Annotated in this window: 24 protein-coding genes and 3 pseudogenes; 13 read left to right on the top strand and 14 right to left on the bottom strand. The window is 73.8% G+C overall.

From position 1 onward, the window contains the following. From IG64_RS42735 to IG64_RS36425, 4 genes and pseudogenes are all read right to left on the bottom strand, one after another. Window positions 1-300: hypothetical protein (locus IG64_RS42735; protein ID WP_420710054.1), on the bottom strand; the 300-nt coding region annotated here is incomplete at its 3' end. A 482-nt stretch (window positions 301-782) separates the two neighbouring features. Next, window positions 783-1,008 (bottom strand): annotated as a pseudogene (locus tag IG64_RS42730) (hypothetical protein); the annotation flags it as partial. Beyond that, complete coding sequence (locus IG64_RS36430) at window positions 1,005-1,514, bottom strand: hypothetical protein (RefSeq protein WP_199811730.1); 510 nt, start codon at window positions 1,512-1,514, stop codon at window positions 1,005-1,007. The pseudogene IG64_RS42730 and the gene IG64_RS36430, both read right to left, overlap by 4 nt. Window positions 1,515-1,534: 20 nt before the next feature. Continuing rightward, on the bottom strand, window positions 1,535-2,608 hold the full coding sequence (locus IG64_RS36425) for a MerR family transcriptional regulator (RefSeq protein ID WP_037864605.1): 1,074 nt from the start codon (window positions 2,606-2,608) through the stop codon (window positions 1,535-1,537). A gap of 138 nt (window positions 2,609-2,746) precedes the next feature. Here IG64_RS36425 and IG64_RS43425 point away from each other — a divergent pair. After that, window positions 2,747-3,088: pseudogene (locus IG64_RS43425) on the top strand (IS982 family transposase); the annotation flags it as partial. A 527-nt stretch (window positions 3,089-3,615) separates the two neighbouring features. Here the strand turns inward: IG64_RS43425 and cynR are convergent. Continuing rightward, window positions 3,616-4,527, bottom strand: a complete 912-nt coding sequence (gene cynR / locus IG64_RS36420; protein WP_037864601.1) for a transcriptional regulator CynR — start codon at window positions 4,525-4,527, stop codon at window positions 3,616-3,618. Between the two features lie 123 nt (window positions 4,528-4,650). Between cynR and IG64_RS36415 the strand changes: the two genes are divergently transcribed. From IG64_RS36415 to IG64_RS36400, 4 genes are all read left to right on the top strand, one after another. Further along, window positions 4,651-5,295 carry a carbonic anhydrase gene (locus IG64_RS36415; protein ID WP_051813780.1) on the top strand — a complete coding sequence of 215 codons (645 nt, stop codon included), beginning with the start codon at window positions 4,651-4,653 and terminating at the stop codon, window positions 5,293-5,295. 164 nt (window positions 5,296-5,459) lie between these two features. Continuing rightward, on the top strand, window positions 5,460-5,930 hold the full coding sequence (gene cynS, locus IG64_RS36410) for a cyanase (protein WP_037864599.1): 471 nt from the start codon (window positions 5,460-5,462) through the stop codon (window positions 5,928-5,930). Window positions 5,931-6,037: 107 nt separating this feature from the next. Then, window positions 6,038-6,538, top strand: coding sequence for a nucleoside deaminase (locus tag IG64_RS36405; RefSeq protein ID WP_037864597.1), 501 nt, complete (start codon window positions 6,038-6,040; stop codon window positions 6,536-6,538). 81 nt (window positions 6,539-6,619) lie between these two features. Next, on the top strand, window positions 6,620-7,120 hold the full coding sequence (locus tag IG64_RS36400) for a nucleoside deaminase (RefSeq protein WP_051813790.1): 501 nt from the start codon (window positions 6,620-6,622) through the stop codon (window positions 7,118-7,120). A gap of 506 nt (window positions 7,121-7,626) precedes the next feature. On the opposite strand, the gene IG64_RS36395 is transcribed toward IG64_RS36400, so the two are convergent. Further along, entirely contained in the window at window positions 7,627-8,274 is a 648-nt protein-coding gene (locus tag IG64_RS36395; protein WP_037864594.1) for an ankyrin repeat domain-containing protein, read from the bottom strand. A gap of 148 nt (window positions 8,275-8,422) precedes the next feature. Beyond that, window positions 8,423-8,995 carry a GlcG/HbpS family heme-binding protein gene (locus IG64_RS36390; protein ID WP_037864592.1) on the bottom strand — a complete coding sequence of 191 codons (573 nt, stop codon included), beginning with the start codon at window positions 8,993-8,995 and terminating at the stop codon, window positions 8,423-8,425. A 296-nt stretch (window positions 8,996-9,291) separates the two neighbouring features. On the opposite strand from IG64_RS36390, the gene IG64_RS36385 reads away from it, so the two are divergent. Beyond that, window positions 9,292-10,755, top strand: a complete 1,464-nt coding sequence (locus IG64_RS36385; RefSeq protein WP_234438736.1) for a sensor histidine kinase — start codon at window positions 9,292-9,294, stop codon at window positions 10,753-10,755. A 143-nt stretch (window positions 10,756-10,898) separates the two neighbouring features. Continuing rightward, window positions 10,899-11,561: a response regulator gene (locus IG64_RS36380; protein ID WP_051813788.1), complete on the top strand. Its 663-nt coding sequence runs from the start codon at window positions 10,899-10,901 to the stop codon at window positions 11,559-11,561. Between the two features lie 128 nt (window positions 11,562-11,689). Here the strand turns inward: IG64_RS36380 and IG64_RS36375 are convergent, their stop codons facing one another. Then, window positions 11,690-13,138: a purine-cytosine permease family protein gene (locus IG64_RS36375; protein ID WP_037864589.1), complete on the bottom strand. Its 1,449-nt coding sequence runs from the start codon at window positions 13,136-13,138 to the stop codon at window positions 11,690-11,692. A 62-nt stretch (window positions 13,139-13,200) separates the two neighbouring features. On the opposite strand from IG64_RS36375, the gene IG64_RS36370 reads away from it, so the two are divergent. Together IG64_RS36370 and IG64_RS36365 are read left to right on the top strand one after the other, a co-directional pair. Continuing rightward, on the top strand, window positions 13,201-13,929 hold the full coding sequence (locus IG64_RS36370) for a TetR/AcrR family transcriptional regulator (RefSeq protein WP_078884426.1): 729 nt from the start codon (window positions 13,201-13,203) through the stop codon (window positions 13,927-13,929). A 143-nt stretch (window positions 13,930-14,072) separates the two neighbouring features. Next, entirely contained in the window at window positions 14,073-15,692 is a 1,620-nt protein-coding gene (locus tag IG64_RS36365; protein WP_037864587.1) for an amidohydrolase, read from the top strand. Between the two features lie 132 nt (window positions 15,693-15,824). Here IG64_RS36365 and IG64_RS36360 read toward each other — a convergent pair whose 3' ends face one another. From IG64_RS36360 to IG64_RS36355, 3 genes and pseudogenes are all read right to left on the bottom strand, one after another. Next, window positions 15,825-16,349: an NUDIX hydrolase family protein gene (locus IG64_RS36360; protein WP_037864585.1), complete on the bottom strand. Its 525-nt coding sequence runs from the start codon at window positions 16,347-16,349 to the stop codon at window positions 15,825-15,827. A gap of 305 nt (window positions 16,350-16,654) precedes the next feature. Beyond that, a pseudogene (locus IG64_RS42715) lies at window positions 16,655-17,308 on the bottom strand (glutamine synthetase); the annotation flags it as partial. 58 nt (window positions 17,309-17,366) lie between these two features. Continuing rightward, window positions 17,367-18,179: an SAM-dependent methyltransferase gene (locus IG64_RS36355; RefSeq protein WP_037864582.1), complete on the bottom strand. Its 813-nt coding sequence runs from the start codon at window positions 18,177-18,179 to the stop codon at window positions 17,367-17,369. A gap of 292 nt (window positions 18,180-18,471) precedes the next feature. On the opposite strand from IG64_RS36355, the gene IG64_RS36350 reads away from it, so the two are divergent. Further along, a complete protein-coding gene (locus IG64_RS36350; protein WP_037864581.1) occupies window positions 18,472-19,353 on the top strand; it encodes a Cof-type HAD-IIB family hydrolase in 882 nt (293 codons plus the stop codon). 69 nt (window positions 19,354-19,422) lie between these two features. Here the strand turns inward: IG64_RS36350 and IG64_RS36345 are convergent, their stop codons facing one another. From IG64_RS36345 to IG64_RS36335, 3 genes are all read right to left on the bottom strand, one after another. Next, window positions 19,423-20,118, bottom strand: a complete 696-nt coding sequence (locus IG64_RS36345) for an endonuclease (protein ID WP_234438735.1) — start codon at window positions 20,116-20,118, stop codon at window positions 19,423-19,425. A gap of 22 nt (window positions 20,119-20,140) precedes the next feature. Further along, entirely contained in the window at window positions 20,141-20,623 is a 483-nt protein-coding gene (locus IG64_RS36340) for a Dps family protein (protein ID WP_037864580.1), read from the bottom strand. A gap of 122 nt (window positions 20,624-20,745) precedes the next feature. Next, complete coding sequence (locus IG64_RS36335) at window positions 20,746-21,573, bottom strand: alpha/beta hydrolase (RefSeq protein WP_037864579.1); 828 nt, start codon at window positions 21,571-21,573, stop codon at window positions 20,746-20,748. A gap of 161 nt (window positions 21,574-21,734) precedes the next feature. Here IG64_RS36335 and IG64_RS36330 point away from each other — a divergent pair, with 161 nt between their 5' ends. The 3 genes from IG64_RS36330 (at window position 21,735) to IG64_RS36320 (ending at window position 25,603) form a co-directional block, all read left to right on the top strand. Beyond that, the gene (locus IG64_RS36330; protein ID WP_037864577.1) at window positions 21,735-22,922 is read left to right on the top strand and encodes a thiolase family protein; all 1,188 of its coding nucleotides are present in this window, start codon (window positions 21,735-21,737) and stop codon (window positions 22,920-22,922) included. Between the two features lie 150 nt (window positions 22,923-23,072). Continuing rightward, the gene (locus IG64_RS36325) at window positions 23,073-24,578 is read left to right on the top strand and encodes a long-chain-fatty-acid--CoA ligase (RefSeq protein WP_037864576.1); all 1,506 of its coding nucleotides are present in this window, start codon (window positions 23,073-23,075) and stop codon (window positions 24,576-24,578) included. Window positions 24,579-24,781: 203 nt separating this feature from the next. Further along, window positions 24,782-25,603, top strand: coding sequence for a sulfite exporter TauE/SafE family protein (locus tag IG64_RS36320; protein ID WP_234438734.1), 822 nt, complete (start codon window positions 24,782-24,784; stop codon window positions 25,601-25,603). Window positions 25,604-25,859 lie beyond the last annotated feature (256 nt).

Genomic DNA, 25,859 nt, shown 5'->3' with positions numbered 1-25,859 from the left:
CGCCACCAGCTGCCATGGCGTACTGACGGGGCGGCCGGCTTCTTCGCGTGCCTGGCTGACCCAGTCGGCAGTGAGTCGGCGGAACGCGGCGTGGGCCTCAGGCTTTCCCTTACGGCGACGTCCGAAGGCGTCGCTGACGACGGTGTGGACCGAGAAGTCCTGATCTTCCAGGCGGCGCCAGGACCAGATGGCTCGCCGACTCCACTCGTACCATGCTCGCCGGAAGGTCTTCTCCGCCTCCGCTCCCAACCCGGCGAAGCCGGGGTCTGCGGAGAACTTCGGCTCGGGCAGGATACGCACGGCAGCCGCCTCCAGCAGGCGGATCGGCTGCAGGCAGGATGAGGCTGTCTGTGGGCAGAGGCCACCGACAGCTCGGGCAGAGCCGCGCCACGGCTTCGCCGAAGGGGACGTCGATCTGGTTCACGGAGGCGACTGACCGCAGGGTGCGGCACTCGGGGCTTCCGTGGAGCTTGCTCTTGCCTGTCGCCGAGACGTGGCAGGTGATGAGGATGTCCCGGGTCGACCCCAGGGGAACGTCAGTCACCGCCAGAACGGTGATCCTGGGGACCAGTTGGGGACCACCCGGTACGCGCCGTGGTGCACGATGCATGCTTCCATGCACAACTTTCGCGCGGATTGAGTCTGTTATGTCCAGAAAATATCCTTGACTCGTACTCCTGGGGGTCAAGGGGTCGCAGGTTCAAATCCTGTCGTCCCGACTCGTGAGAGTCGCAGATCAGGGCCGGTTTCGGAGGTTTCCGAAACCGGCCTTTGATCATTCTTGGGGACCAGCCCGCCTTCTTCACGTCGATGCGGACCATGAGGCCTGGCCGTCGAGCTTGGATCTTCCGCCGTTGTCGGTCGTCCTCACCGTTCGGGTCAATGAATCGGCGTCGGTCGATGCCGAGCTCAGCAAGGTGTCCGCCAACGGTCCGTCGGCCTCGTCCGGCAACACTCGACCAGCCGACGGCGTCCCTCGATGGTGAGGGGCGCGTCCCGGTGCGTCACGTAGTGGGACCAGGTGCGGAGGGCCGCTTGGTGGTGTCCCGCTGGGAGACGGCCTCTGCCACCTCGTCGAGGGCGGTGCGCAGGGAGGCACCGTATGCGTCCTGGGGGAGGTGGTGGGCGTGTTCCTGGGCCGCGTTGAGGTGCTCGGTGGCCGCGTTGAAGGATCCGAGGCGGCGGTAGTTGTCGGCCAGGTTGAGATGGAGGGAGGGGTAGAACCCGCAGATGCGGAGGCCGGCGTGGTGCTCCTTGGCACGCTGTTCGGTCACGGCGTCGGCGGCGTCCAGGGCCCGGACGTCCCAGGCGAGGGCCTGGGCGGGGTCTTCGTAGAGGTCCGCCAGAAAGTGGGCGAGTGAGCAACGGTGCAGCGGGTCGCCGGTGACGCCGATCTCGGACCACAGGTTCAGGAGTTTGCGGCGGGCGGACAGGACGTCGCCCGTTCGACCTTCGGCGACGGCTTGGCCGATGGCTTCCATGGTCGGATCGGGGCTGGCAGATGTGGTGGTCATGAGGTTCCTCGTCGTTGTTCTCAGGCTGAGGGGTCGAGCTTGACGGGCATGGCCAGGGTGGTGAGGTCGCCGCGGTCGGCGGAGCGGATCGTGACGGGTTGGTCGTGTCCCCTCAGGTCGAGCATCACGTCGGGGCCAATCGCCGTGCTCACGGCGGGATAGAGCGTGGTCATCTCGAACCGGATCTGGCAGACCTCGCCCGTCACCGCCGCGGAGAGCGGGATTCCGGGGTGTTCGTCGTTCGGGGACCGGACGTTCACGCTGTGATCGGTGATGTGCAGTACGACGTGTTCGTCGGGGTGCTCTTCCAGAACTCGCAGCAGCAGGTCCTTCGAGACCGTCGCGCGGGTGGTGACGTCGTCCAGGGACTCAAGCATCAGACGGTGGTCGGGGAACTCCTCAGGCAGCGTCCGGCAGTGCCGGTCCTCCCGCTCGGGCATGCGCAGCCAGATCCCGTGCGGCACGGCTTCGATGCGGATCAGCGCACTACGCCGGACGTCGGCTACCGCATCTCGGAGGTCCACGCCGTCGACCGTGCCGGCCCAGGTCTGCTCCGTCGGCCGCGCCGGCACCAAGGTCCTGGTGGAGAGACGGTACCGGTCGGTCGCCGTCAGGACGATCGCCTCGTCACTCGAATCGATGTGCAGGCCGGCGAGCACCGCCATCCCCGGCTCGTACGCGGTCGCGGTCAAAACCTGCTCGACCGCATCCGCCAGCACGGGACCCTTCAGTGTGGCAATCAGCAGACCAGGCACTTTGCCGCCGAGCGCGGACTTGATGACCGCCGCCTTCCGCCGCGCCGCCGCCGCATCCCCTTCGATCTTGGCGACGTGCTCGTCAAGCAGCCGTGCCGCCTCGGCCGCCCCGGCGGCAAGGACCGCCTCGACCGCGGCAAGGGGCATGGCGATCTCGCGGAGCCGGCGCAGTGTGGTCGCCCGCTCCAACTGGGCGGCGGCGTAGTAGCGGTAGCGCGAGACCGGGTCTACGTCGGCAGGGGGCAGCAGCCCGGAGTCGGCGTAGAACCGCAACGCGCTGGAGGTCAGGCCACTGCGCTGCGCGAAGACCCCGATAGGCATCAGCTCGGAACTTGGCACCCCTCCATCATTGAGCTTCAACCAACTTGAAGGTCAACATCGACGGGGTGCGTCACCAACGTCATGGCCGGCAACACGCAGACGAGTAGTTCCGAATGCGGGGTTCGCGGACGTGGGGAGGGTGTCCGACATCGGGTTGTGACGACCGAGTCAGACACCCTTTTGTTCGCAACTCTTAACCGCGCTGTACGCATCGACGATCGTCCGAGGACCCCGTGCCGGCGCGGCCGGCCGCCTCGGCCGACCGATGCCGCGCTGGTCGCCCTGGCCGTGGCCCGGGCCCTGCCGGGCTTCCACTGCGAGGCCCGCTGGCTGCGCTTCGCCCACGCCAACCTCACGCGATGTTCGCCTACCTGCCCCAGCGGCCGGCGCACGACAAGCGCCTGCGGGCCGCTCCGGGGCTGGTCAAACAGGTGATCCGGTCCCCGGCCACGGACACCGGACCTGTTGTCGGACCCGGTGTGGATCGTGGACTCCACCTCTTCCCAGGGGGCCGCTGTCACCGCCCGCGAGTGCTTCCCCCGGACATCAACCTGTCGCGCTGCCCGGCCCCCGTCATCGGCCTCATGCCGATCTCGCGGCGATGGGCTGCGAGAGTCGCAGATCAGGGCCGGTTTCGGAGCGATCCGAAGCCGGTCCTCGTTCTTTTCCGGGGACTGGTCGGGGCCGGTCGTGTACCGGCCTCGTGGACCGGTGCCGGCGGGTGGGGGTCATCGGGCTCGGTGAAGGACGTGCGGCGCGCATCGCGCCGAGACGAGCCGCGAGCGCCGCACCGGCGGACGTGATCCTGTGGCCGCCGGGACCGGAGGCCACTGAACCTTCCGCGTCCCGCCCCCCGGGTACGGACTGCCAGGACGGTGCGGTCGTGGCCTTCTTCCAGCCCGGCCGGAGGCGGCGCCGGTCACTTCGATCCGGTGAAGGCCCTGGCCAGACGAGAGGCGCGAGATGCGCAGGTCGTCCGGCCGGGACGGGTCCCGGCCGGAATCCTCATGGATGCCGCGGATCCTTCAGGGGCGGGCGTCGGCGTAGCCGCGGGCACGCACCAGGGCGTGGGTGAGGCGGGTGAAGGCCCGGGCGGCGGCGCTCTCGTAACCGCCTCCGCGGCGCAGCAGGGTCACCGTGCGCGCGGGCAGGGCCGGTTCGAGGGGCACCGGGGTGAGGCGGGGGTGGTCGTGGGTGATGGCGTCGGGCAGCACCGTGACGATCGTCGTGCGGCGCACGATCTCGACCAGGGCCTGGATGGAGTTGGCCTCGACCGCGATGCGCGGGCGCACGCCATGGGCAGCGAGATGGGCGTCGATGTGCCCGCGGGTGGCGAAGTCGCCGCTCAGCAGTGCGAGTTGATGATCCATCAGGCTCTGCACGGGGAGCGGCGCCGGCGGTCCGTCCTCCGGGCGGTGGGCGCCGGTGACCAGGCTGAGGGTCTCCGTGAACAAGGTCGCCGCGGTGATGCCGGGCAGATGGGCGCCGGCGAAGGCGATGCCGAGGTCGACGTCGTCGGCGAGGAGCGCCGACTCGATGCGGTCCTGGGTCATCTCCCTGACGTCCAGGGTGATTCCGGGGTGGTGTGCGTGCAGTTCGGCGACCAGCGGGCCCACCAGGTACGCGGTGAACGTCGGCGTCACGGCCAGGCGCAGGTGGCCGCGGGTGAGGTCCTGGACGTCCTGGACGGCACGCTGGGCGGCCGCCAGGTCCCGCAGGGCCCGCCGGGCGTGGCGCGCGTACGTCTCGCCCGCGTCGGTGAGCCGCATGCTGCGCCCCGTGCGGTCGAGCAGTTGCACTCCCACCGTCCTTTCCAGCTGCCTGACCTGCTGGGACAGGGTCGGCTGGGAGATGCGCAGCTCCTCGGCGGCGCGGGTGAAGCTGCCGTGCTCGGCGACGGCCAGCAGGTAACGCAGATGTCGCAGTTCCAGAGCCATGAGCATCAGTATAGATATGACCAATAGAACTTATGAGTGATGCGTCTTGGACGCTATAGGCACAGGTCATGCAAGGTGGATGCATCGAGCCCGACGGGCCGGAATCCACGAAGGGAGTGACCCATGCGCGACCTCACCGAGGGCGTCACGCGATTCCAGCGGGACGTCCACCCAGCCAAGGCGGAGCTGTTCGCCCACCTCGCCGGGAACCACGCGCCGCACACGCTGTTCATCGGCTGCTCCGACGCCCGCGTCGTCCCGGAACTGATCACGACGAGCGAGCCGGGCGAGCTGTTCGTCGTCCGCACCGCGGGCAATCTGGTCCCGGCCCACGCGCCGGGCCCGGACGCGGTCGCGGCGAGCATCGAGTACGCCGTCGCCGTGCTGGGCGTCCGCGATGCCGTGGTGTGCGGACACGCCGGCTGCGGTGCGATGACCGCGCTGGCCGAGGCGCACGATCTGAGCGGGGTCCCGGCGGTCGGCCGGTGGCTGCGGCACGCGGACGCCTCCCGGGCCCGTACCCCCGCCGGCGGTGACGTCGCCGCCCTGGTGCGCCAGAACGTACTCGCCCAGCTCGCGAACCTGGCCACCCACCCCTCGGTGGCCCGCGCCCTGGCCGAGGGCACCCTCGCCACCCACGGCTGGGTCTACGACATCGCCACCGGCGGCGTCGAGACCGTCACCCCGCAGCCCCGCTCCGGCCCGGTCCGGCGGCCCACGGCCACGCACCCCGCCCCGGAACCGCCCTCCGCCACGTCCGCGGCCTGACCCGGCGGGCCCCGCGGCAGGCCCACGCCCCGCGGACCCCGCCCGCCCCTCCACGTCCCGGTCGCCGTCGCCGTCGCCGTCGCCGTCGTCGCCGTCGTCGCTGTCGTCGTCTCGCGGCCGACCGGGTGTTCCCCCACCCTTGAACCCAGGAAGGACCTTCCCTCATGATGCACGCCCAGTTCGACCCCGCCGCCCGTCAGGCGCTCGCCGCCGCCGCGGTCGAGGCCAAGACCCGCAAGGACCTCAGCTGGCAGCAGATCGCGGACGCGGCCGGCCTCTCGGTGGCCTTCGTGACCGCCGCCGTGCTCGGCCAGCACGCCCTTCCCGAGCGGGCCGCGGAGGCCGTCGCGGAACTGCTCGGCCTGGACGACGACGCCGCGATGCTGCTGCGGACCATCCCGACCCGGGGCTCCATCCCCGGCGGCGTTCCCACCGACCCGACCATCTACCGCTTCTACGAGATGCTCCAGGTGTACGGCACCACGCTCAAGGCACTCGTGCACGAGCAGTTCGGCGACGGCATCATCTCCGCGATCAACTTCCGGCTGGACGTGAAGAAGGTCGCCGACCCCGAGGGCGGCGAGCGTGCCGTGATCACCCTGGACGGCAAGTACCTGCCGACCAAGCCCTTCTGACGATCCCGCCCGCCCCACCGGAGCGGCGGACCGGGGCGCACCGCCCGCCCCCGCAGGCCCGCCCCGGCCCGCCGCTCATCCCCCAAGGACCGGAAGGACACCCCCCCATGGACTTCGCACAGCACACCATCGACATCGCCCGCCGCAACGTCACCGAGGGCGGACGTCCGTTCGCGACCGTCATCGTCAAGGACGGAGAGATCCTGGCCGAGAGCGCGAACCGGGTCGCCCAGACCGACGACCCCACCGCGCACGCCGAGATCCTCGCCATCCGCGAGGCGTGCACCCGGCTCGGCACCGAGCACCTGGTCGGCACCACGATCTACGTCCTCGCCCAGCCGTGCCCGATGTGCCTCGGGGCGCTCTACTACTGTTCGCCCGACGAGGTCGTCTTCCTCACCACCCGGGACGCCTACGAGCCGCACTACGTGGACGACCGCAAGTACTTCGAACTCGACACCTTCTACGACGAGTTCGCCAAGGACTGGCAGGAGCGCCGGCTGCCGATGCGGCACGAGCCGCGCGACGCCGCCGTCGAGGTGTACCGGCTCTGGCAGGAACGCAACGGCGGCGAGCGCCGCGTCCCAGGCGCCCCCACCGCAGCCTGAAGGAGAGCCGTGAACCCCACCGATCCGGAAACCCGTCCCACCGGACCGGGCAGGGACCCGGCCGGACCGACGGCCGACGACATGCCCCGCCTGGAACGTGCCGTCGAGCTGGCCGCCGAGGCACTGCGCGCCGGGGACGAGCCCTTCGGCTCCCTCCTGGTCGGCGCCGACGGGCGGGTCCTGGCGGAGGACCGCAACCGCGTCCGTACCCTCGGCGACCGGACCCGGCACCCGGAGTTCGAGCTGGTCCGCTGGGCCACGGCCCACCTCACCGAGGACGAACGGGCCGCGGCCACCGTCTTCACCTCGGGCGAGCACTGCCCCATGTGCGCCGCCGCCCACGGCTGGGCGGGCCTGGGTCCCGTCGTGTACGCCCACTCCGCCGCGCAGTTGACGCGATGGCTGGCCGACCTCGGTGTGCCGCCGTCCCCGGTGCGCTGCGCGCCCATCCGGGACGTGGTGCCCGGCCTGGAGGTGCGGGGGCCCGCACCGGCGCTGGCCGGCCGGCTGTACGACCTGCACCGCGCGTTCGCTGCAGCACGGCCGTCCCCAGCGGGCGGTGACCGGCCGCCGGGCGCGTGACGTGGCCCGTGCCGAGGCCGACGACGCTCAGGCCGTTCCAGTGGCCGGCGCGGGTGAAGCCGTCCGGGACGTAGGCGGTGCGTCCGCCGGCAGGGCGACGTCCGCGTGCGGCTCGTCGGGCGGGATGACGCGCTCGTGGCCGCCGGGGGAGCGCACGGTCCGGGACGGCCCGTCGTCCCGGGACGGATCGACCGGCCCGGTGCCGCACTGGAGCGTGCCGTCTGCGCCGGCCGTGACGGCGTGCCGGGTCGACGAAGGTCACGGTGCCGGCGCCGAAGTCGGTCACCAGCACGGTGCCGTGCGGCAGCGGTGCGGCCGGGGCGGCGGAGCCTTCCGGTCCGCTCGTGTGTCCCGCTCCCGCTCCCGGCCCTGAGCCCGGCCCCGGTCCGGTTCGCGGTGCGGCGGAGCGGGCGGGTACGGCGGGGAAGCGGCGGCGCCGACCGGCGCGCACCCGGCCGGCACGGCCACGGGCACCGCGCCCGCGACGGCCGCCGAGCGCCGTCGCCTCACTCGCCGGCCTCCTCGCTCCGCGAAGCAGTCCGCCGCTCGGCCGCCAGCAGTACGGCGGCGATCCCGCCGAAGCCGCGGCGCTCGGCGTGGAGGCGGGCCGTGACGCCCTCGGCGTCCGGCAGCAGCGGGTCGGCGCCCGCCGCGAGCAGCACCTCCACGACCTCCTGGTGGGTGCGTCCGCCGTCGCCGAGGATCACCGCCTCCAGCAGGGCCGTCCAGCCGAGCCGGTTGACGTGGTTCACGTCCACGGCGGTCTCGGCCAGAACCGCGCGCACGTACGCCACGTGCCCGCGTTCACTGGCCGGGATCACCGAGACCCCGCCGAACCGGTTGGTCAGACTCACGTCCGGGCCGCCGGGCAGCAGCGCGCGCATCATCGCCACGCTGCCGGTCACCCCGGTGGCCAGCCAGGCGCTGTCCTGCCGGTCGTCCTGCGCGTTCACGTCCGCGCCCGCCCGGACCAGGACCTCGGCCGCGGGCACCTGGTCGGCGAGGGCCGCCAGCAGCAGCGGCGTGCGGCCCTCCGCGTCGCGGACCTCCAGGCCCGCGCCCGCTGCCAGGGCCGCGCGGACGGCGGGGACGTCGCCGCCGCGCGCGGCCTCCAGCAGGGCGCGGTCGGCAGGGGAAGGTGACTTCTTGGCCACGGCGGAACTCCTCCACAGGGTGACGGTGACGACGGGACGGCGAGGGCCCGCGGACAGTGTGGCGGCGCGCGGGGCGGGGACCCCGCGCGCCGCCACCGAGCGGCCGCGGACGGGGCCGCCGCTCAGCCGGGCGGGACGGGCGACCCCGTCAGCGGCCGTCGGCGATCGCCTCGGCGCCGGCCCGGGCGAACTTCTCGTCCAGGTCACCGGAGGGCGCGCCCGCCACACCGATGCCCGCGACCGGAGCGTTGTCGTACGCCACCGGGGCGCCGCCCGCCAGGAACAGGGTGCCCGGGATGTCCTTGAGGGTGGGCGCCGACTCCAGACGCTTGACCAGTTGCGAGGTGGGCGCGTTCCAGGAGACCGCCGTGTACGCCTTCTTCACCGCGGACTCGTACGACTGCGGGCCGGCACCGTCGCCGCGCAGGGTGACGATCGTGTTGCCGTTGCGGTCCACCACCGCGACGCTCACCCGCTGGCCCTCCTTCCGCGCGGCCTTCAGAGCCGCCTCGGCCGCGTCGGTGGCGGCGTCGACCGTCAGATGGGTGCTGGTGGTCGTGGCCTTCCCCTTCACCGCCGCGACGGCCGCGGCCGGAGCGGCTGCCGGGGTGCCGGCGGACGCGGAGACCGCGCCGGCCACACCGGCACCGACCGCTGCCACGGCCGCCACGGAGGTGACGAGCCTGGCGCGGGTGGAGAACTTCTTGGCCTTGTGCTGCATGCGGGCAACTCCCCGGTAGTCTCGCGTCCCTCCCGCCCCGGCGGACCGGCCGGCGTCGCGGCCCGGTCCCCGCGGTGCGGGGGGCGCAGCGCTTCCTGCGCTGTGCCTCCAGCCTCACCCCGCCCGCCCCGCGCACCCGTCGGCGTACCGGCTGGTCCCGGCGAGCAGGACGGTGGACACCGGGGTCATCCGATCGGTTGACCCCGGCGGGCGGGGCCGGGGCGACAATGTCAGTGCTCGCCCAGCTCGGCAGCCAAGTCCGTACGTCCCGAAGTCCCGGCCGGGAGGAGCAGCCCATGCCGTCCATGCCGTTCAGGAGCCGAACCTCCCCGGCCCGTCCGAAGAGCGCCGACGGTGAAGCGCGCAGGCTCGCGCTCGTCATCCGTCTGGCGTTCTTCCTGCTGCTGCTCTCCGCCCTGGCCCGCTACGTGCAGCGGCACGGCGCCCAGCCCCAGGTGCCCGCCGTCCTCGCGCTGGCGGGCGTGCTGGCCCTGCTCTACGTCGTCGGTCGCCGAACGGCGGCGGGGACGGCCGCCGCCGTGCCCGGGGCGGCGGACGCGTCGGCCGGGGCGGCGGCCCGCCCCGGAGTGGGGCGTCCCGCGCTCCAGGGGCCGTCCGCCGCATCGGCGGGACCGGCTGCCTCAGCGCCTTCGGCTGCTTCGGGCTCTTCAGCGGTATCGGCGGCATCGGGTTCTTCGGCGGCACCGGCGGCTTCCGCCGGGTCCGCCCGCGGTCCCGGCCGGCCGCCCGGCAGGGCCCTGCTGTGGCTGGGCGCGCTGGTCGCGGTGTGGGCCGTGCTGGTCGCCCTGGCACCCAGTTTCGCCTGGTGCGCGGTGCCGCTGTTCTACACCGCCCTGCGGATCCTCCCCGCGCGCGCCGCGTACGCGCTGGTGGTGTTCTTCACCGTCTTCGTGGTCGTCGCACAGGTGCGGCTGGCCGACCGCGTCGACGTCGACCTGGTGGTCGCACCGCCGGCCGTCGCCCTCCTGGCCACCGCGGTCCTCACCCACCTGGACCGGCAGGCGGCACGCCAGGCCGCCCTGATCCGCGACCTGGTGCGCACCCGCCGCGAACTGGCCGCCACCGAGCGTCGCGAGGGCACCCTCGCCGAGCGCCAGCGGCTGTCCATGGAGATCCACGACACCCTCGCCCAGAGCCTGTCCAGTCAGCGGATGCTCCTCCAGGCAGCAGACCTGGTGTGGCACACCGACCCGCGGCAGGCGCGGGCCCATGTGCGCACGGCCGCCGCGATCGCCGAGAGCAGCCTCACCGAGGCCCGCCGGTTCGTGCACGACCTGGCCCCGGCCGATCTCGCCGAGGGCGGCGGCCTGGAAGCGGCGCTGCGCGGCCTCGCCTCCCGTGAGAGCACGGCGGAACGCACCGTGACCTGCCTCGTCGACGGCGCCCCGGGTCCGTCCGGCCTGCCGGACCGGGTGCAGTCGGCACTGCTGCGCATCGCGCAGGGCGCCCTCGCCAACGTCCGCGAGCACTCCGGTGCGACCCGGGCAGCCCTCACCCTCACCTACCTGGAGGACCAGGTCCGCCTCGACGTGGCCGACGACGGCCGCGGTCTGGACACCTCGGCCCTGCCGGAGCGGGCGCCCGGGGTACGGGGGCACGGCCTGCCCGCGATCCGCGCCCGGGTCGGCCAGCTGGGCGGCACCCTCACCATCGAGTCAGCGCCCGGTGACGGCACCGTCGTCTCCGCCGCCGTACCGCTCCGTCCCGCCCCCAGCGCAGTGGAGGTCCCCGCGCCGTGACCCGCCCCGAACCCGACCGGTCCGCCGGTCCCGCCGAATCCACCGGTCCCGACGGCTCCACCGGACTCGGCGGCTCCATCCGTCCCGGCGGCTCCACCGGACCCGGTGAGAGCGCCGAACCCGGCGGCTCGGCCCCGCCCCACCTGTCCACCGCCTCCCACCTGTCCGCCGGTCCCGCCGAAGCCGTACGGATCGTGCTCTGTGACGATCACGCGGTGGTCCGCGCCGGTCTGCGGGCCCTGCTGGGCAGCGCCCCGGGCATCGAGGTGGTGGGCGAGGCGGACAGCGGGGCGGAGGCCGTCGCGCTCGCCGCGAAGCTCACCCCCGACGTGGTCCTCATGGATCTGCAGCTGGGGGAGGGGATGGACGGCGTCGAGGCCACCCGCCGGATCACCGCCGCTTCCGGCGGCAGGGTGCACGTCCTGGTCCTGACCACGTACGACACGGACGCGGACATCACCCGCGCCATCGGAGCGGGGGCCACCGGCTACCTGCTCAAGGCCGAACGCCCAGACGAGCTGTTCACGGCCATCCACAGCGCCGCCGCCGGCCGCACCGCCCTGTCCGCACCCGTCGCCCACCGGGTCATGGCCCGCATGCGCAGCCCGCGCCCCGGACTGACCGACCGCGAGCGCGACATCCTCGGGCAGCTGGCCCGGGGGCTGACCAACCGGGACATCGCCAAGGCACTCTTCCTGAGCGAGGCGACGGTCAAGACGCACCTGGGGCGCATCTACGACAAACTCGGCGTCGACACCCGCGCCGGCGCCGTGGCCGTCGCCAAGGAGCAGCGTCTGCTGCCCTGAACGACGACGGCCGTGAACGGCGACGGCCCTGACCGGTATGGCCTGACTGGCATGGTCCTGACCGGCGGCGGCTCTGCCGGAAAACGTCCGGCCGGGGCCTGCCGGGCAGGGGGCTTGGGGCCGGCCGCCTAGCGTGTGCGGGCGGGGCCCGCCGTCCCGCGCATCAGGGCGGCGTAGAGCACCGCGGCGACCACGAGGCCCACCGGCAGGGCGAGGTCCACGCCGCCCAGGGCGGTCGCCACCGGCCCGGTGTAGTACAGGGTGTTCACGCACAGCGAGGCCACGGCGGTGCCCGCGACGACCGCGACGGCGCCCGCCCGGTTCACGCCGCCCGTGTACCAGAAGGGGCCGCCCGGGGTCTCGTCCATCAGGGCGGGGCCGTCGTAGCGGTTGCGGCGCAGCAGGATGTCGGTGGCGTAGACGGCCATGCTGGGGCCGAGCAGCGCGACGGTGAGCTGCAGGACGTTGTTCACGGTGTCGAGGAAGTCGGACACGAGCAGCGCGTACAGCGTCAGGGAGACCGAGACGGCGCCGTCGACGAGCACGCTGAGGGAGCGGCGGATCCGCACGCCCACGGCCTGGAGCGCGAGGCCCGCGCTGTAGGCGGTCAGGGCGTTGATGGCGATCGTGCCGAGGATCAGCGCCAGCAGGAAGACCGGGTCGAACCAGGACGGGAGGATCTCCTGCAGCGCGCTCTGCGGGTCCGTCATGTCGACCGCGGTCGCGGCGAAGGCGCCCAGCGCGCACACCGCGGTGCCCGGCAGGAACCCGCCCAGGGCCGTCCACCCCACGATCGCCTTCGCGGAGGTGGTGCGGGGCAGGTAGCGGGAGAAGTCCGCACTGGTGGTGTACGACAGCGGGCCCGAGGCGACGAGGGCGACCCCGGCGAGCACGGCGGCCCACAGGCTTCGGCCGGTCAGCGGCTGCCCGGGGACGTAGGAGAAGTCGGTGTGGCCGGTCACGGCGACGGCCACGCCTATGAAGGCCGCGGTGAGGACCAGGGTGATCGGGAGGTACAGCTTCATGATCAGCGCGTGGCCGTAGACGCTGATGGTCAGCGTCAGTGCCGCGACGACCACCACGACCACGATCTTGACGCCGGTGTTCACCGGCAGGCCGGCCTTGCCGGCGAGGGAGAAGGCGGCCGTCGCGGCGGCGGCGAGGTTGAGCGCGAAGTAGCAGACGGAGATCAGCCAGCCGACGACTGCGTTGTTGACGCGGTTGCCGCGGATCCCGTACATCGCCCGGGTGATCACCTCGCTCGGCGTGCCCGCCGCGGGCCCCGAGACGGCCAGCACCCCGGTCAGCAGCCAGAACGCGTTGCCCACCACGATCACCGCGAGCGACTGCCACAGGCTCAGGCCCATCAGGACCAGCGCGCCGCCGACCACCAGACTGAGGTAGTTCACGTTGGCGGCGGCCCACACGGAGAACAACTCCCGTGGACGGCCCCGGCGTTCGCTGTCGGGGATGTGATCGATGCCGTGCGCCTCGACCCGGGCGGAAGGTTCCGCGGACGTAAGTGGACCGGGACAGTCGTCGACGTCCGGGTTCGGGTCGGGGGTCGTGGACACCATTGTCACTCCGAGGGGCTGACGGCGGCTTGCTTATTGGTCGGTCACTCAATAGCATCCGCGGTATGTCGTCAAGCGTCAGCCGTAAACGAATTCGCAAAGACCCGGCCACGCGACGTGCGGAAATCGTCGATGCCGCCGCGGCGATCGCGCTGACCGAGGGCCTGGAGTGCATCACCCTGCGCCGGATCGGTGAGGAACTCGACGTCCGGCCGGGGCTGATCAGCCACTACTTCCCGTCCGCGGACGACCTGGTGGCCGAGGCCTTCGGCAGCGCCGCGACCGGCGAACTGGACACCCTGATCCCGCCCGAGCGGCCCGAGGGCACGCCGACGGAGCACCTCGCGCGCTTCCTCGCCCGCACGGTGGGGGACGCCTACGACGCGATGAGCCGGCTGTGGATCAACGCCCGGCACCTCAGCCGCTACCGGCCGGTGCTGCGCGACCGGGTCGACGAGCAGGAGGCCGCCTGGCGCGGACGGCTCGGGGACGTCATCCGGGAGGGAGTCGCCGCGGGCGAGTTCCGCACGGACGACGTGCTGGTGGCGGTCGTGCAGATCCTGGTCGTCCTCGACGGGCTCGGGGCGCACGCCAACTCCGGTGTCTCGAAACGCAGACCGGCGGTGAGCGGTATGGCTGCCGCCACGGCGGAACGTGCCCTGGGCCTGCCCGCGGGCGCCCTCGTCCGCCCGGCCGAGGGCGTGGCGGCGCCGGCCGCGGACACCGGGCCTGCTTCCCGTACCGCGCCGCAGGGCGAGGACGGACCTCGCGACGCGTCGGCGGCGCGAGCCTGACGCACGGTCGGCCGCCCCCGGCACGCACACCCGCACCTCAGCACCGCCCCCGGCACGCTCACCCGCACCTCTGCACCGCCCCCGGCACGCACACCCGCACCTCAGCACCGCCCCCGCACCACCAGTTCCGAAGGAGCGACCCCGTGTTTCCCGATCTCGTCCTGCTCTCCGCCCGGCTCCTCGACCCGGGCACGGGCTCGCTCCTGCCGCACACCGCGCTCGCCGCGGGCGGCGGCCGCATCACGCACCTCGGGCAGGACCGGGAGGTCCGCGCGCTGGCCGGACCGGCGACCACGGTGATCGACCTGAAGGGCGCGGTGGTCACCGCGGGCTTCACGGACGCGCACATCCACCCCGTCTCCGGCGCCGAGCGCACCATGGGCGTGGACCTCTCCGGCTGCCGCGACCTGGCGGCCGTACGGGCGGCGCTCGCCGAGCGCGCCGCGACGCTCGCGCCCGGAGCCTGGCTGCGCGGCTGGGGCCTGGACCCGAACGCCTTCGGTGACGCGCCCGTCGGCGCCGCCTCCCTCGGCCCGGTCCTCGACGGCGTCCCCGCCCTGATCGACCTGTTCGACGGCCACTCCGTGCTGGCCAGCGCCCGGGCGCTGGAACTCGCGGGCGTCGACGGGCCCCGGCGGTTCGAGCAGGCCGCCGAGATCGTCTGCGACGACGCGGGCCGTCCCACGGGCCTGCTGCTGGAGGACGCCGCCTGCGAACTCGTCGAGGCCGTGGCGCCCAAGCCCACGCAGGAGGAGGTGCGGGCGCGCACCGGTGAGGTGCTGCGCGAGATGGCGGCGGCCGGCCTGACCGGCGGCCACGCCATGGACGCCAATGGCGCGACCCTGGAGATCCTCGGCGCGCTGGAGGCCGAGGACGCCCTGCCGCTGCGGCTGCGGGTGGCGCCCTGGTGCCAGCCGGGCGCCGACGCGGACGCGGTGGCCGGGCTCGTCCGGCTCCAGGGCACCGGCGGCACCCTGTGGCGGGTCGCCGGGGTCAAGATGTTCATGGACGGCACCATCGACAACGGCACCGCCTGGCTGGAGCGTCCCGACTGCCACGGCGAGTCCGTGCACGCCTTCTGGCCCGACCCCGACCAGTACAGCTGGGTGGTCGGCGAACTGCACCGGGCCGGGGTGCCCACGGCGACCCACGCCATCGGCGACGCGGCGGTGCGGCACGTGCTGGACTCGGTGGAGAAGGCGCAGGCCGCGGGCGGGGCGCCGGTACGCCACCGGGTGGAGCACATCGAGACGGTTCCCGACGACACGGTGGCGCGCTTCGCCCGGCTCGGGGTGGCGGCCTCGATGCAGCCCACCCACTGCTGCGAGTACACCCGCGCCGACCACACCGACAACTGGTCGAGGCGGCTCGGCGAGGAGCGTGCCTCGCGGGCCTTCCGCTGCCGGGACCTGTGGGAGGCCGGTGCGCGGGTCGTCCTCGGCTCAGACTGGCCCATCGCGCCCTTCCCGCCGCTGGGTGTCATGGCGGGCGCGCGTCACCGCCGTCCCGGCGACCTCTCCCTGCCGCCGCACGGTCCCGAGCAGGCGCTGACGCCGCTCCAGGCGCTGCAGGGAATCACCCTCGCTCCGGCGTGGGTCGCGGGGGAGGAGGACGTGGCCGGCCGGCCGGCCGTCGGGCACCGGGCCGACCTCACGGTCCTCGCGGACAACCCCCTCGACGTCTCCGACGCCGACCTGGCCCGGCTTCCGGTGCTGCTCACCGTGGTGAACGGCCGCCCCACCCACCGCGCCACCGACCTGTGAGCGCCGGCCGGTGACCGCCCGCCGGTGACCGTCCGCCCGTCACCGCCCGCCTGTGCCCGTGCGCGGCGCACCGGGCGGTGCCGCCGGGGGCGGCTGTTCCGTACGCCGTCGACCGTCACGGTCCGGTTCGCGTCAGGCGTGACCCACGTGAGCGAGTGCCTGCTTCAGCAGTACTCCGTGCCCGCCCGGCATCTCGCTCTGGACCGCACCGGAGGCCGCCTCCTGCGGCGTGAACCACACCAGGTCCAGGGCGTCCTGCCGGGGCCGGCAGTCACCGGCGACCGGGACGATGTAGGCGAGCGACACGGCGTGCTGGCGCGGGTCGTGGTACGGCGTGACGCCCGCCGTCGGGAAGTACTCGGCCACGGTGAACGGCTGGAGGGAGGCCGGGACCCGGGGCAGCGCCACCGGCCCGAGGTCCTTCTCGAGGTGGCGCAGCAGCGCGTCCCGTACCCGTTCGTGGTGGAGCACCCGGCCGGAGACCAGGGTCCGGCTGACCGTCCCGTCCGGGCCGATGCGCAGCAGCAGGCCGATGCTGGTCACTTCGCCGCTGTCGTCGACGCGCACCGGCACCGCCTCGACGTACAGGATCGGCATGCGGGCGCGTGCCGACTCCAGTTCATCGGTGGTCAGCCAACCGGGCGTGATCTCGGTCATGTCAGACATTGTTTGATCATACTTTCAGTGGTTCCGGATGGGGAGTTCCGGCGAGCCCGCAGGCCCGCGGGGCGTTGTCCCGCCCCGTCCGGCGGGCGATCCGCGGCGCGTCGGCGAGGCTCCGCTCGTCGGCTTACGCCCGTTCCCGCAGCAGCCCGGCCGGGCCCTGCCGGAGGGCGACCGCGCCGAGGCGGTGGAACTCGGCCGGACCGCGGGCGCCGGCGCTGTGCGGCAGTTCGCGGTACGGGGTGATCTCCAGCGCCTCGGCCAGGACGGCACCGGTCCGCGCGGGACCGGTGCGGTGTGGACGCCTCGAACTGCCCGGCCGCGTACTCCGGGTGGAACTGCTCGGCCTCCACGCCCCGCGCCGCGAGCGCCCCCGGCGGGGCGGCGCCGTAGTCGCTCACCTCGACCTGCCGGACGGCCCCGTACGCCGGACCGGAGACGGCGGGTTCGAACGCGCCCCGCGGTGCCGTCCCCCGGCCGAGCACCCGCTCGATCTCGAGGGCCGCCTCGAACGTGATCCCGCGCCGCCGCCGCGCGTGCGCCGCGATCCGGCGCAGGACGGTACGGCGGCCGCACCCCGGGTGCCGCTCGCCGTCCTGCGTGACCGGGTCGACGGGCACCCAGGCCCGGCCGGGCCGCGCGGCCGGCGCCACCAGACGGCCGAGGCCCGGGTGGAGCCGCAGGCCGCCGTCCGGGCAGCCCAGGACGTCCGTGGTGACGACCGAGCCGCCGGAAAGGAAGGTGCCGGACACCGGGGGCATGCCCACGCCCCACGCCGCCGCGTCGGGCGGCCGCGCGCCGTGCACCGCCTTGACCCGGGTGATCCCGGCGGTGTCCACGCGGGCCGGGACGACGCCGTGCACGCCCCGTCCGGCCAGTCCACCGGCGAGCGCGCCGGCCCGCTGCGCTGCGCCGGGGCGAGCGCCCGGCACGGGGTCGGCGAGGGTGGTCATACGTACTCCATGGGGCTGCCTCGGGGCGTGCGGCGAGGGTGCCGCCGCGCCGTCCGGGTCAGGGCTTCACGGCCACCGCGCCGAACTGGGGCACCACGGCGGGGGCCTCGGTCCCGGGCCGCCACCGCGAGCACGGCACCAGACCCGGCTCGACCAGGTCGAGACCGTCCAGGAAGGCGGCGACCTCGGCCCGCGGACGGGCGGTGATCGGGGGAGTGGCGTTCTCGTTCCAGAACGCCATGGCACCCACGTTGCCCTCGCCGCCGAGGTCGGCGTCGACGGTGGGGTGGGTGAGGACCAGGTAACTGCCCGACGGGACCGCCGCCATGACGCGGCGGACGATGTCGCGCGCCTTGTCGGTGTCCAGGACGAAGTTCAGGATGCCGAGCATCATCACGGCGACGGGCCGGCCGAGGTCCAGCGTGGCCGCGGCCCGCTCGACGATGGCCTCCGGGTCGTGCACGTCCGCGTCGATGTAGGCGGTGGCGCCCGCGGGGGTACTGGTCAGCAGGGTGCGCGCGTGGGCGAGGACGATCGGGTCGTTGTCGACGTACACGATGCGCGCCTCGGGAGCCAGGCGCTGCGCTATCTCATGGGTGTTGTCGACGGTCGGCAGTCCGGTGCCGATGTCGAGGAACTGCCGTATGCCGCGCTCGGCGGTCAGGAAGCGCACCGCACGCCCCAGGAACTCGCGGTCCGCGCGCGCGACCTCGCGGATCACCGGGAACATGCCGGCCACGTGCTCGCCGACCTGCTGGTCCACCTCGTAGTTGTCCTTGCCGCCGATCCAGTAGTTCCAGACCCGCGCGTTGTGCGCCACCCCGGTGTTCAGCCTCGGCGACCCGCCCGTCGGGGTGCTGCTCTCGCTCACGTCCGCGCTCCTGGTTCATGTCCGCTCGGTGCATGTCCGCCGACGGCACGGCGCAGGCCGCGCAGTCCCCGCCATTGTGCCGCGCGAAGATCACCCTGTCCCGGGAATCGGCGCACCCGCCCGCCCGGGGCCGCGGCCGTCGCGGTCCGGCGGCACCCCGGCCGGCCGCCGGCGGGGTTTGCCCGGCGGTGGGGGGACGTGTTTGTCTCGGGGGTCGGCGGGGAGCCGCTCCGGCTGCTCCCGCCGCTCCGCCACCCGTCCGGCGCACCCGCGCCCTCACAGGAACCGGGACATGTCCACCACTCCCTCGCCCCTGCTCACCGCCCCCGGCAGCCGCCCCGGGGACCCCGCCGGACCGGCCGGTATACGGCTGATCGTCACCGACATGGACGGCACGCTCCTCGACGACGCCAAACGGATGCCCGCGGGCCTGTGGCCGGTCCTGGCCGAGCTGCGCCGCCGCGGTGTGCTCTTCAGCCCGGCGAGCGGACGCCAGTACGCCACCTTGGCCGAGCAGTTCGCCGGTGCGGACGAGGGCATGGTCTTCATCGCCGAGAACGGCACGTACGTCGTCCGGGACGGCGAGGAACTCAGCTCCGACCCGCTGGCGCCCGCCGTGGCCGCGCGGCTCGTGTCGGCCGTGCGGGAGCTGGCCGCCGGGGGCGCGGACGTGGGCGCGGTGATCTGCGGCAAGCGGTCCGCCTACGTGGAACGGTCCGACGAGGCGTTCCTCGCGGAGGTCCGCAAGTACTACGTACGGCACGAGGTCGTGGCGGACGCCGCCGCCGTCGACGACGACGTCATCAAGGTGGCCGTCTTCGACTTCGGAGCGGTCGAGCGGACCACCGCCCCGGCCCTGGCGCCGTTCGCCGCTACCCATCAGGTCGTCGTCTCCGGCGAGCACTGGGTCGACGTCATGAACCGCACCGCCGACAAGGGCGCGGCGCTGCGCCGTCTCCAGCGGGACCTGGGCATCACGCCCGCGCAGACCCTGGTGTTCGGCGACTACCTCAACGACCTGGAGATGCTGGACGCCGCCGACTGGTCCTTCGCCATGGCCAACGCCCACCCCGACGTGATCCGCCGGGCCCGCCACCTGGCGCCCTCCAACAACGACAACGGCGTCCTGCGGACCATCAGCCGTCTCCTCGACCTGCCGCTGCCGCGCGACTGAGGTGCATGAAGGGTGCGCACCGGCCCGGCGGCGGAGGCGAGGCGCCCGTCCGGGGCCGGGGCGGCCGGGTCAGCCGACTGAGCCGGCCACCTTCTTGTCGAGCGCCGCGCGCACGAGTGCCGCCGCGAGGACCTCCGGGCCCGTGCCGCCCGCGAGGGCGGTCAGCCGGCCGGGGTCGGACGGCAGGCCGAGGCGTTCGGCGCCCGACAGTGCCTTGGCGTCCAGGAAGGGTGCGACCTCGGGCCACACGCCCTGGACCTCCCGCAGGAAGATGTCCGCGCCGGCCGGACCGAGCCCCGGTACCTCCCGCAGCAGTCGGCGCAGCGCCGCCACGTCGCCGTCGGCCTCCCCGCGCAGGCGGCGCAGATCACCGCCCCAGCGTCCGGTGACCAGCTCGGCGCCTTCGCCCAGCTGGGTGGCGGTGCGTTCGTCGTAGCGCCGGTAGCCGCCGCGGCCCAGCGCGTCCACCCGCGCCCGCCGGCCGGCGGCTGCCATGCGGTGCGGGTCGCGCAGTCCGGCGCCGGACAGCTCCCGGGCCGCCGCGACGGCCACCGACCCGCGGATGCGGGCGCTGAGCAGCACGGCGAGCACCAGCAGCCGGTACAGCGGCTGCGGTGTGTTCTTCAGGGTGATGCCGGCCTCCTGCGCGAAGGTCTCGCCGTGCCGCCCGACCAGCTCCCGCAGCACCGCCTCCGCTCGCCGGTCGTCCTTCTCGTCCCGCTCCCCGGCGCCGGGCGCGCGGGCGGCACGGGTGGCCGCACTCATCGTGGCCCCTGGCCCTCGAGGCTCAGTCGTCGCGGGAGACGTTCTCCGCGGCGAACATCCACCGCTGCTTCTCCAGCTCGGCGGTGATCGTGATCAGCAGGTCCTGGGTGACCGGGTCGGGCTTCTCCGTCACCTCGATGCGCTCGCGCAGCCGGGCGATGGCGGCCTCCAGGGCCTCGATCATCACCTCGACGACGTCGGTGTCGCGCACCCAGCCGTCCTTCGGGCCCGGCAGCGTGAACGCGGAGGCGATCGTCTCCGGACGGCCGTCCGGCGGCAGGCCGAGCGCCGAGGAGCGCTCCGCGACCGTGTCGGCGAACTCGCGGGCCGCCGCCACCACCTCGTCCAGTTGCAGGTGGATCGAGCGGAAACGGGGTCCCACGATGTTCCAGTGCGCCTGCTTACCGATCAAGGAGAGCCCGAGAAGATCCACCAGGGTGCTCTGCAGTGCCTCCCCGGTGACCTGGCGTGCCGACTCGGGAATCGTGCTCTTCACGACAGTCATGCGGTGGTTCTCCCTCGTGGGGTCGTCTTGGCGGTACCGGTCGGGTGCCCGGCGCGTGCTCCCGCAAACCGGACACCTGCCCCCGCGGACGGTCCCGGCCACGACGCCCCCGTGGGCGGTCCTCAGCGGGGCAGGACCCGGTCCAGGAAGGCCGTCACGTCCGCGAAGACCTCCGCCCGGTTGGTCTCCAGGAACACCTCGTGCCGTGCGCCGGGATAGATCCGCTCGGTCAGGTCGCCGCCGGCCCCGGCCGGACCGCCGGTGAGCCTCTCCACACCGGCCCGGCTCCCGGCGAGCGGCACCAGCCGGTCGTCGTCCCCGTGCAGCCACAGCACGGGCAGCCGGCCGACGTCACCGCCGTCCGCGACGGTCCGCAGGGTGCGCGCGAACGCCTCCACCGTCGGCCGCTTCATCGGACCGTGCCACACCAGCGGGTCCGCCGCGTACGCCGCGCCGACCGCCGGGTCCCGGGAGAGCGCCGCCGGACTGATCGGCCGGTCGGGGATCTCGTCCAGGGCGAGCAGCCGCCCGGGCAGCTCCCAGGCGCCGATGACCGGGCCGGACAGCACGAGCGCGGTCAACTCGTCGCCGTGGCGCTGGGCGTAGCGGGCCGCGATCAGGCCGCCCATGGAGTGGCCGACCAGGACCAGCGGCAGGCGCGGGTGCGCGGACCGGGCGAGGTCCGCCACGGCGTGCACGTCGCTCACCACGTCCTCGAAGTCCTCGACGACCACGCGCTCGCCCGCCGACTTCCCGTGCCCCACGTGATCGGGCGCGTGGACGGCCGCGCCGAGCCCGCGGAGCACGTCCGCCACCTCCGCGTAGCGCCCGGCGTGCTCGCCGTAGCCGTGGACGAGCACCGCGAGGAAGCGCGGGCGCGGGTGCGGCCACTCGTGGACGCACAGGGTGCCCCGGGTTCCGGTGAGGACGTGCTCGCGGGTGTCGGCCATGTCTCCTCCTGCGGCGTCGGCGGGCCCGGAGGGGATCTTCCCAGCGGGCCGGTCCGCGGTCTATAGTCCGAAACTAGCAGTGCTAATTAATGGTCGTCCGGGAGCGAGCGGTGACCCCGCGCGTCCCGTCCGGCCCCACGAGCCCTTCGAGGAGTCCTGCCGTGCGTCCCGTCCACTTCGCGGCCGCCCGCCGCACCCCGATCGGCAAGCTGCGCGGGACCCTGTCCTCCGTACGCCCCGACGACCTCGCCGCGGCGGTGATCCGCGCCCTGGTCGACGGCGTGCCCGCCCTCGACCCGGCCCGCGTCGACGACGTCTACTGGGGCGCCGCCAACCAGGCCGGCGAGGACAACCGCAACGTCGCCCGGATGGCCGCCCTGCTCGCCGGGCTCCCCGAGTCCGTGCCCGGCGCCACCGTCAACCGGCTCTGCGCCTCCGGCCTGGAGGCCGTCACCGCCGCCGCACGCACCATCGCCGCGGGCGAGGCCGACATCGTGCTCGCGGGCGGCTCGGAGTCGATGAGCCGCGCCCCCTTCGTGCTGCCCCGCCCGGACGAGGCGCTGCCGCACCGCATCGAGACGTACGACACCCGGCTCGGCTGGCGCCTGGTCAACCCGGCGATGAAGGACCTGCACGCGCTGCTCTCCATGGGCGAGACCGCCGAGGAGGTCGCCGCGCGGTACGGCGTCGCGCGCGACCGCCAGGACGCGTTCGCGCTGCGCAGCCACCGGCGCGCTGCCCAGGCACGCGCCGACGGTCACTTCGACGCCGAACTCCTCCCCGTGAAGCGCCCCGACGGCACGGTCGTCGACCGCGACGAGTGCATCCGCGAGGACACCTCCTACGACAAGCTCGCCCGGCTGAAGCCCGTCTTCCGCGCGGACGGCACGGTCACGGCGGGCAACGCCTCCCCGATGAACGACGGAGCCGCCGGTCTCCTCCTGGTCAGCGAGGAGGCGCTGAACGACCTCGGCCTGCGGTCCCTGGGCCGCTACGTCGCCGGCGCCTCCGCGGGGGTCCACCCCGACGTCATGGGCATCGGCCCCGTCCCCGCCACCCGCAAGGCGCTGGCCCGCGCCGGATGGGGGATCGGCGACATCGAGGAGGCCGAGTTCAACGAGGCGTTCGCCGCCCAGGCCCTCGCCTGCGTCGACCAGCTCGGCATCGACGAGGACCTGGTCAACCCGAGCGGCGGCGCCATCGCCCTCGGCCACCCGCTCGGCTGCTCCGGCGCCCGCATCCTCACCACGCTGCTGCACCGCATGGACCGCACCGGCGCGGCCCGCGGCCTCGCCACGATGTGCGTGGGCGTGGGACAGGGCAGCGCCCTGCTAGTCGAGCGTCCCTAGACCCGCCCGGCCGGCAAGCACGTCTCCCGGGCCCCGGGCACGCCGCCGTGCCGGAATCCCCCGGCGCGGCAACGAAACCGGCCGTACCCCCGCGCCGGAAGAAGCAGCCCCCACCGCAGCAACGAAGCCGCACCTGAAGGAAGTCCCCCCATGGCAACCCTCTCCGTCGCCGCCATCCTCGCCGAGAACGCCCGGCGCCGCCCCGACCGGACCGCCCTCGTCGAAGGCGACCTGCGGCTCACCTTCGCGCAGGTGTGGCAGCGGGCCCTGGCGCAGGCCGGGGCGCTCGCCGGGCTCGGGATCCGGCCGGGTGACAGGGTCGCCCTGATGGCGCCGAACACCGCCGAGTTCCCGCAGGCGTACTACGCGATCGCGGCGGCCGGCGCGGTCGTCGTCCCCGTCCACCTGCTGCTCTCGGCGGCCGAGGCCGAGCACGTCCTGAAGGACAGCGGCGCCGCCTTGCTCCTGTGCCATCCGGCGCAGGCGGAGACCGGCACGGCCGCCGCCCGCGCCGCCGGGGTGAGGGTCGTCACGCTCGGCGCCGAGCTGGAGGCACTGGCGGCCGGCGCGCAGCCGTTGGCGTCCTACACCACCCGGGCCGCCGACGACCCGGCCGTCGTCTTCTACACCAGCGGCACCACCGGCGTCCCCAAGGGTGCCGTGCTCAGCCACTTCAACCTGGTGATGAACGCCACCGTCAACGCCTTCGACGCCAACGACATCCGCCCCGACGACATCGCGCTCGGCGCGCTGCCGCTCTTCCACGCCTTCGGGCAGACGGTGTCGATGAACTCCACCTGGCGGGCCGGGGCGACCCTCGTCCTGCTGCCCCGCTTCGACGCGGTCCGCGCCATCGAGCTGATGGTGAAGGAGGGCGTCAACACCTTCCACGGCGTGCCCACGATGTTCGTCTCCCTGGCCGCCGCGGCGGCCGGCGCCGACGTCCTGCCGGAGCTGCGCGTGTGCGTGTCCGGCGGAGCCTCACTGCCGGTCGCGGTGCTCGAACGGTTCGAGGCGGCGTTCGGGGCGAAGATCTACGAGGGGTACGGGCTGTCGGAGACCTCCCCGGCGGCCGCCGTCAACCAGCCGGTGTTCGGTGCGAAGCCCGGCAGCATCGGCCACCCGCTGTGGGGCGTGGACGTGGAGATCGCCCGCGCCGAGACCGAGGACCGCGTCGAACTCCTGCCCCCGGGCGAACTGGGAGAGGTCGTCGTCCGCGGCCACAACGTCTTCTCCGGTTACCTCGGCCGCCCCGAGGCCACCGCCGAGGCGCTGGTCGACGGCTGGTTCCGCACCGGCGACCTGGGCACCAAGGACGACGAGGGCTTCCTCAGCATCGTCGACCGCAAGAAGGACGTCGTCATCCGCGGCGGCTACAACGTCTACCCGCGCGAGGTGGAGGAGGTGCTGCTGCGCCACCCCGACGTCGCCCAGGTGGCCGTCATCGGCCTGCCGGACGAACTGCACGGCGAGGAGGTGTGCGCGGTCGTCGTCCCGGCCCCCGGCGCCACGGCGGACGCGGCCGCCGTCACCGCGTGGGCCAAGGAGCGGCTGGGCCGCCACAAGTACCCGCGCCGCGTGGAGTTCACCGACGCGCTGCCGCTCGGGCCCAGCATGAAGGTGCTCAAGCGGGAACTGCGGGCGCGGTACGCCTGACGGAGGGCGGCGGGCGGGGAAGCGGGACGGCGAGGGCGTGACGGCGGGACGCGAGCGGTCCGCTGCCGGCGCACCGGTCGTCTGAGCTTCCGTCACGCCCCCACATCACTCACCTCGGTCGCCCGCGTCCCGCAGGCCGCGGGACCACCTGGCGAGACGCCGCTTACGGCCGGATCCCGCCCGGACCTACCATCGGTCTCCGCATGGACACGATGACTCTGTGGCACCTGTCCGGCCGGGCCTTCGCCGCGCTCGCGTGCGCGGCCTTGCTGGTCGGCTTCTCCAAGACCGCCGTCAGCGGCGCCAACACGGTCAGCCTCGCGATCTTCGCGGCCGTCCTCCCGGCGCGCGCCTCGACCGGGGTGCTGCTGCCGGTGCTGATCGCCGGAGACGTGCTGGCCGTACTGACCTACCGGCGGCACGCCCACTGGCCCACGCTGTGGCGGCTGTTCCCGGCGGTCGCGGCCGGAGTGGTCGTCGGCACCCTGTTCCTGCTGCGGGCCGACGACGGGGCCGTGCGGATCTCGATCGGTGCCATCCTGCTGCTGATGGCCGCCGTCACGGTGGTGCGGCGCAGAGCGGCCGAGCAGCAGGAGGAACCCGGCGCGGTCACCACCCGCGCCGGCCGCCTCAAGGCCCGCTCCTACGGTGTCCTCGGCGGCTTCACCACGATGGTCGCCAACGCGGGCGGCCCGGTGATGTCGCTGTACCTGCTCTCGGCCGGCTTCCGCAAGCTCGGCTTCCTCGGGACGTCGGCCTTCTTCTTCCTGATCGTCAACGTCTCCAAGGTGCCGTTCAGCGTGGGTCTCGGGCTGATTCGTCCTCGTACCGGGCGTACGTGGACGATCCCGACAACGCGGCGAGCGCGCGTGCCAGGCGCCGCGGGGCAGGCGGGACTTTCGAAACGCGCCCTAGGGCCCGATCCGGCGGACCGGCCCCGGGGACCCCGTCAGCGGCAGGGGACCGACGGGGTGGTGGAGGCCGAGGCGGTCGCGCGGGCCAGGGCCGCCCGCAGGCGGTCGTAGCGCTGCACGTTGGTCCAGTCGTCGGCGCGCCGGGTGCGCCCCGCGCAACAGCCCCACAGGGCCGCCATGATCGCGGTCGCCAGTGGGATGAGCAGCCAGGTCAGTGGGTCCAAGGTCGTCCTCACCCTTCCTGAGTGGATCAGCGGGTCACGGCGACGATGACATACATGATCAGTTCTACATACTGGTACGAAGTGGGATGTTCCGCTTTTCACCCGTAAGGGCCCCGTACATCACGATGGTCGTGATCCGCCGG

The sequence above is a fragment of the Streptomyces sp. NRRL S-340 genome (assembly GCF_000720185.1).
Taxonomy (GTDB): Bacteria; Actinomycetota; Actinomycetes; order Streptomycetales; family Streptomycetaceae; genus Streptomyces.
This window is presented reverse-complemented; position numbering and strand designations above follow the sequence as displayed.

What these genes read in the sequence shown, in the direction of transcription:
- IG64_RS36430 (WP_199811730.1), bottom strand. Translation starts at nt 1,514, where the DNA reads ATGACCACCACATCTGCCAGCCCCGATCCGACCATGGAAGCCATCGGC.
- cynR (WP_037864601.1), bottom strand. Translation starts at nt 4,527, where the DNA reads ATGGCTCTGGAACTGCGACATCTGCGTTACCTGCTGGCCGTCGCCGAG.
- IG64_RS36415 (WP_051813780.1), top strand. Translation starts at nt 4,651, where the DNA reads ATGCGCGACCTCACCGAGGGCGTCACGCGATTCCAGCGGGACGTCCAC.
- cynS (WP_037864599.1), top strand. Translation starts at nt 5,460, where the DNA reads ATGATGCACGCCCAGTTCGACCCCGCCGCCCGTCAGGCGCTCGCCGCC.
- IG64_RS36405 (WP_037864597.1), top strand. Translation starts at nt 6,038, where the DNA reads ATGGACTTCGCACAGCACACCATCGACATCGCCCGCCGCAACGTCACC.
- IG64_RS36400 (WP_051813790.1), top strand. Translation starts at nt 6,620, where the DNA reads ATGCCCCGCCTGGAACGTGCCGTCGAGCTGGCCGCCGAGGCACTGCGC.
- IG64_RS36390 (WP_037864592.1), bottom strand. Translation starts at nt 8,995, where the DNA reads ATGCAGCACAAGGCCAAGAAGTTCTCCACCCGCGCCAGGCTCGTCACC.
- IG64_RS36385 (WP_234438736.1), top strand. Translation starts at nt 9,292, where the DNA reads ATGCCGTCCATGCCGTTCAGGAGCCGAACCTCCCCGGCCCGTCCGAAG.
- IG64_RS36375 (WP_037864589.1), bottom strand. Translation starts at nt 13,138, where the DNA reads ATGGTGTCCACGACCCCCGACCCGAACCCGGACGTCGACGACTGTCCC.
- IG64_RS36370 (WP_078884426.1), top strand. Translation starts at nt 13,201, where the DNA reads ATGTCGTCAAGCGTCAGCCGTAAACGAATTCGCAAAGACCCGGCCACG.
- IG64_RS36360 (WP_037864585.1), bottom strand. Translation starts at nt 16,349, where the DNA reads ATGACCGAGATCACGCCCGGTTGGCTGACCACCGATGAACTGGAGTCG.
- IG64_RS36350 (WP_037864581.1), top strand. Translation starts at nt 18,472, where the DNA reads ATGTCCACCACTCCCTCGCCCCTGCTCACCGCCCCCGGCAGCCGCCCC.
- IG64_RS36345 (WP_234438735.1), bottom strand. Translation starts at nt 20,118, where the DNA reads ATGAGTGCGGCCACCCGTGCCGCCCGCGCGCCCGGCGCCGGGGAGCGG.
- IG64_RS36340 (WP_037864580.1), bottom strand. Translation starts at nt 20,623, where the DNA reads ATGACTGTCGTGAAGAGCACGATTCCCGAGTCGGCACGCCAGGTCACC.
- IG64_RS36335 (WP_037864579.1), bottom strand. Translation starts at nt 21,573, where the DNA reads ATGGCCGACACCCGCGAGCACGTCCTCACCGGAACCCGGGGCACCCTG.
- IG64_RS36325 (WP_037864576.1), top strand. Translation starts at nt 23,073, where the DNA reads ATGGCAACCCTCTCCGTCGCCGCCATCCTCGCCGAGAACGCCCGGCGC.
- IG64_RS36320 (WP_234438734.1), top strand. Translation starts at nt 24,782, where the DNA reads ATGGACACGATGACTCTGTGGCACCTGTCCGGCCGGGCCTTCGCCGCG.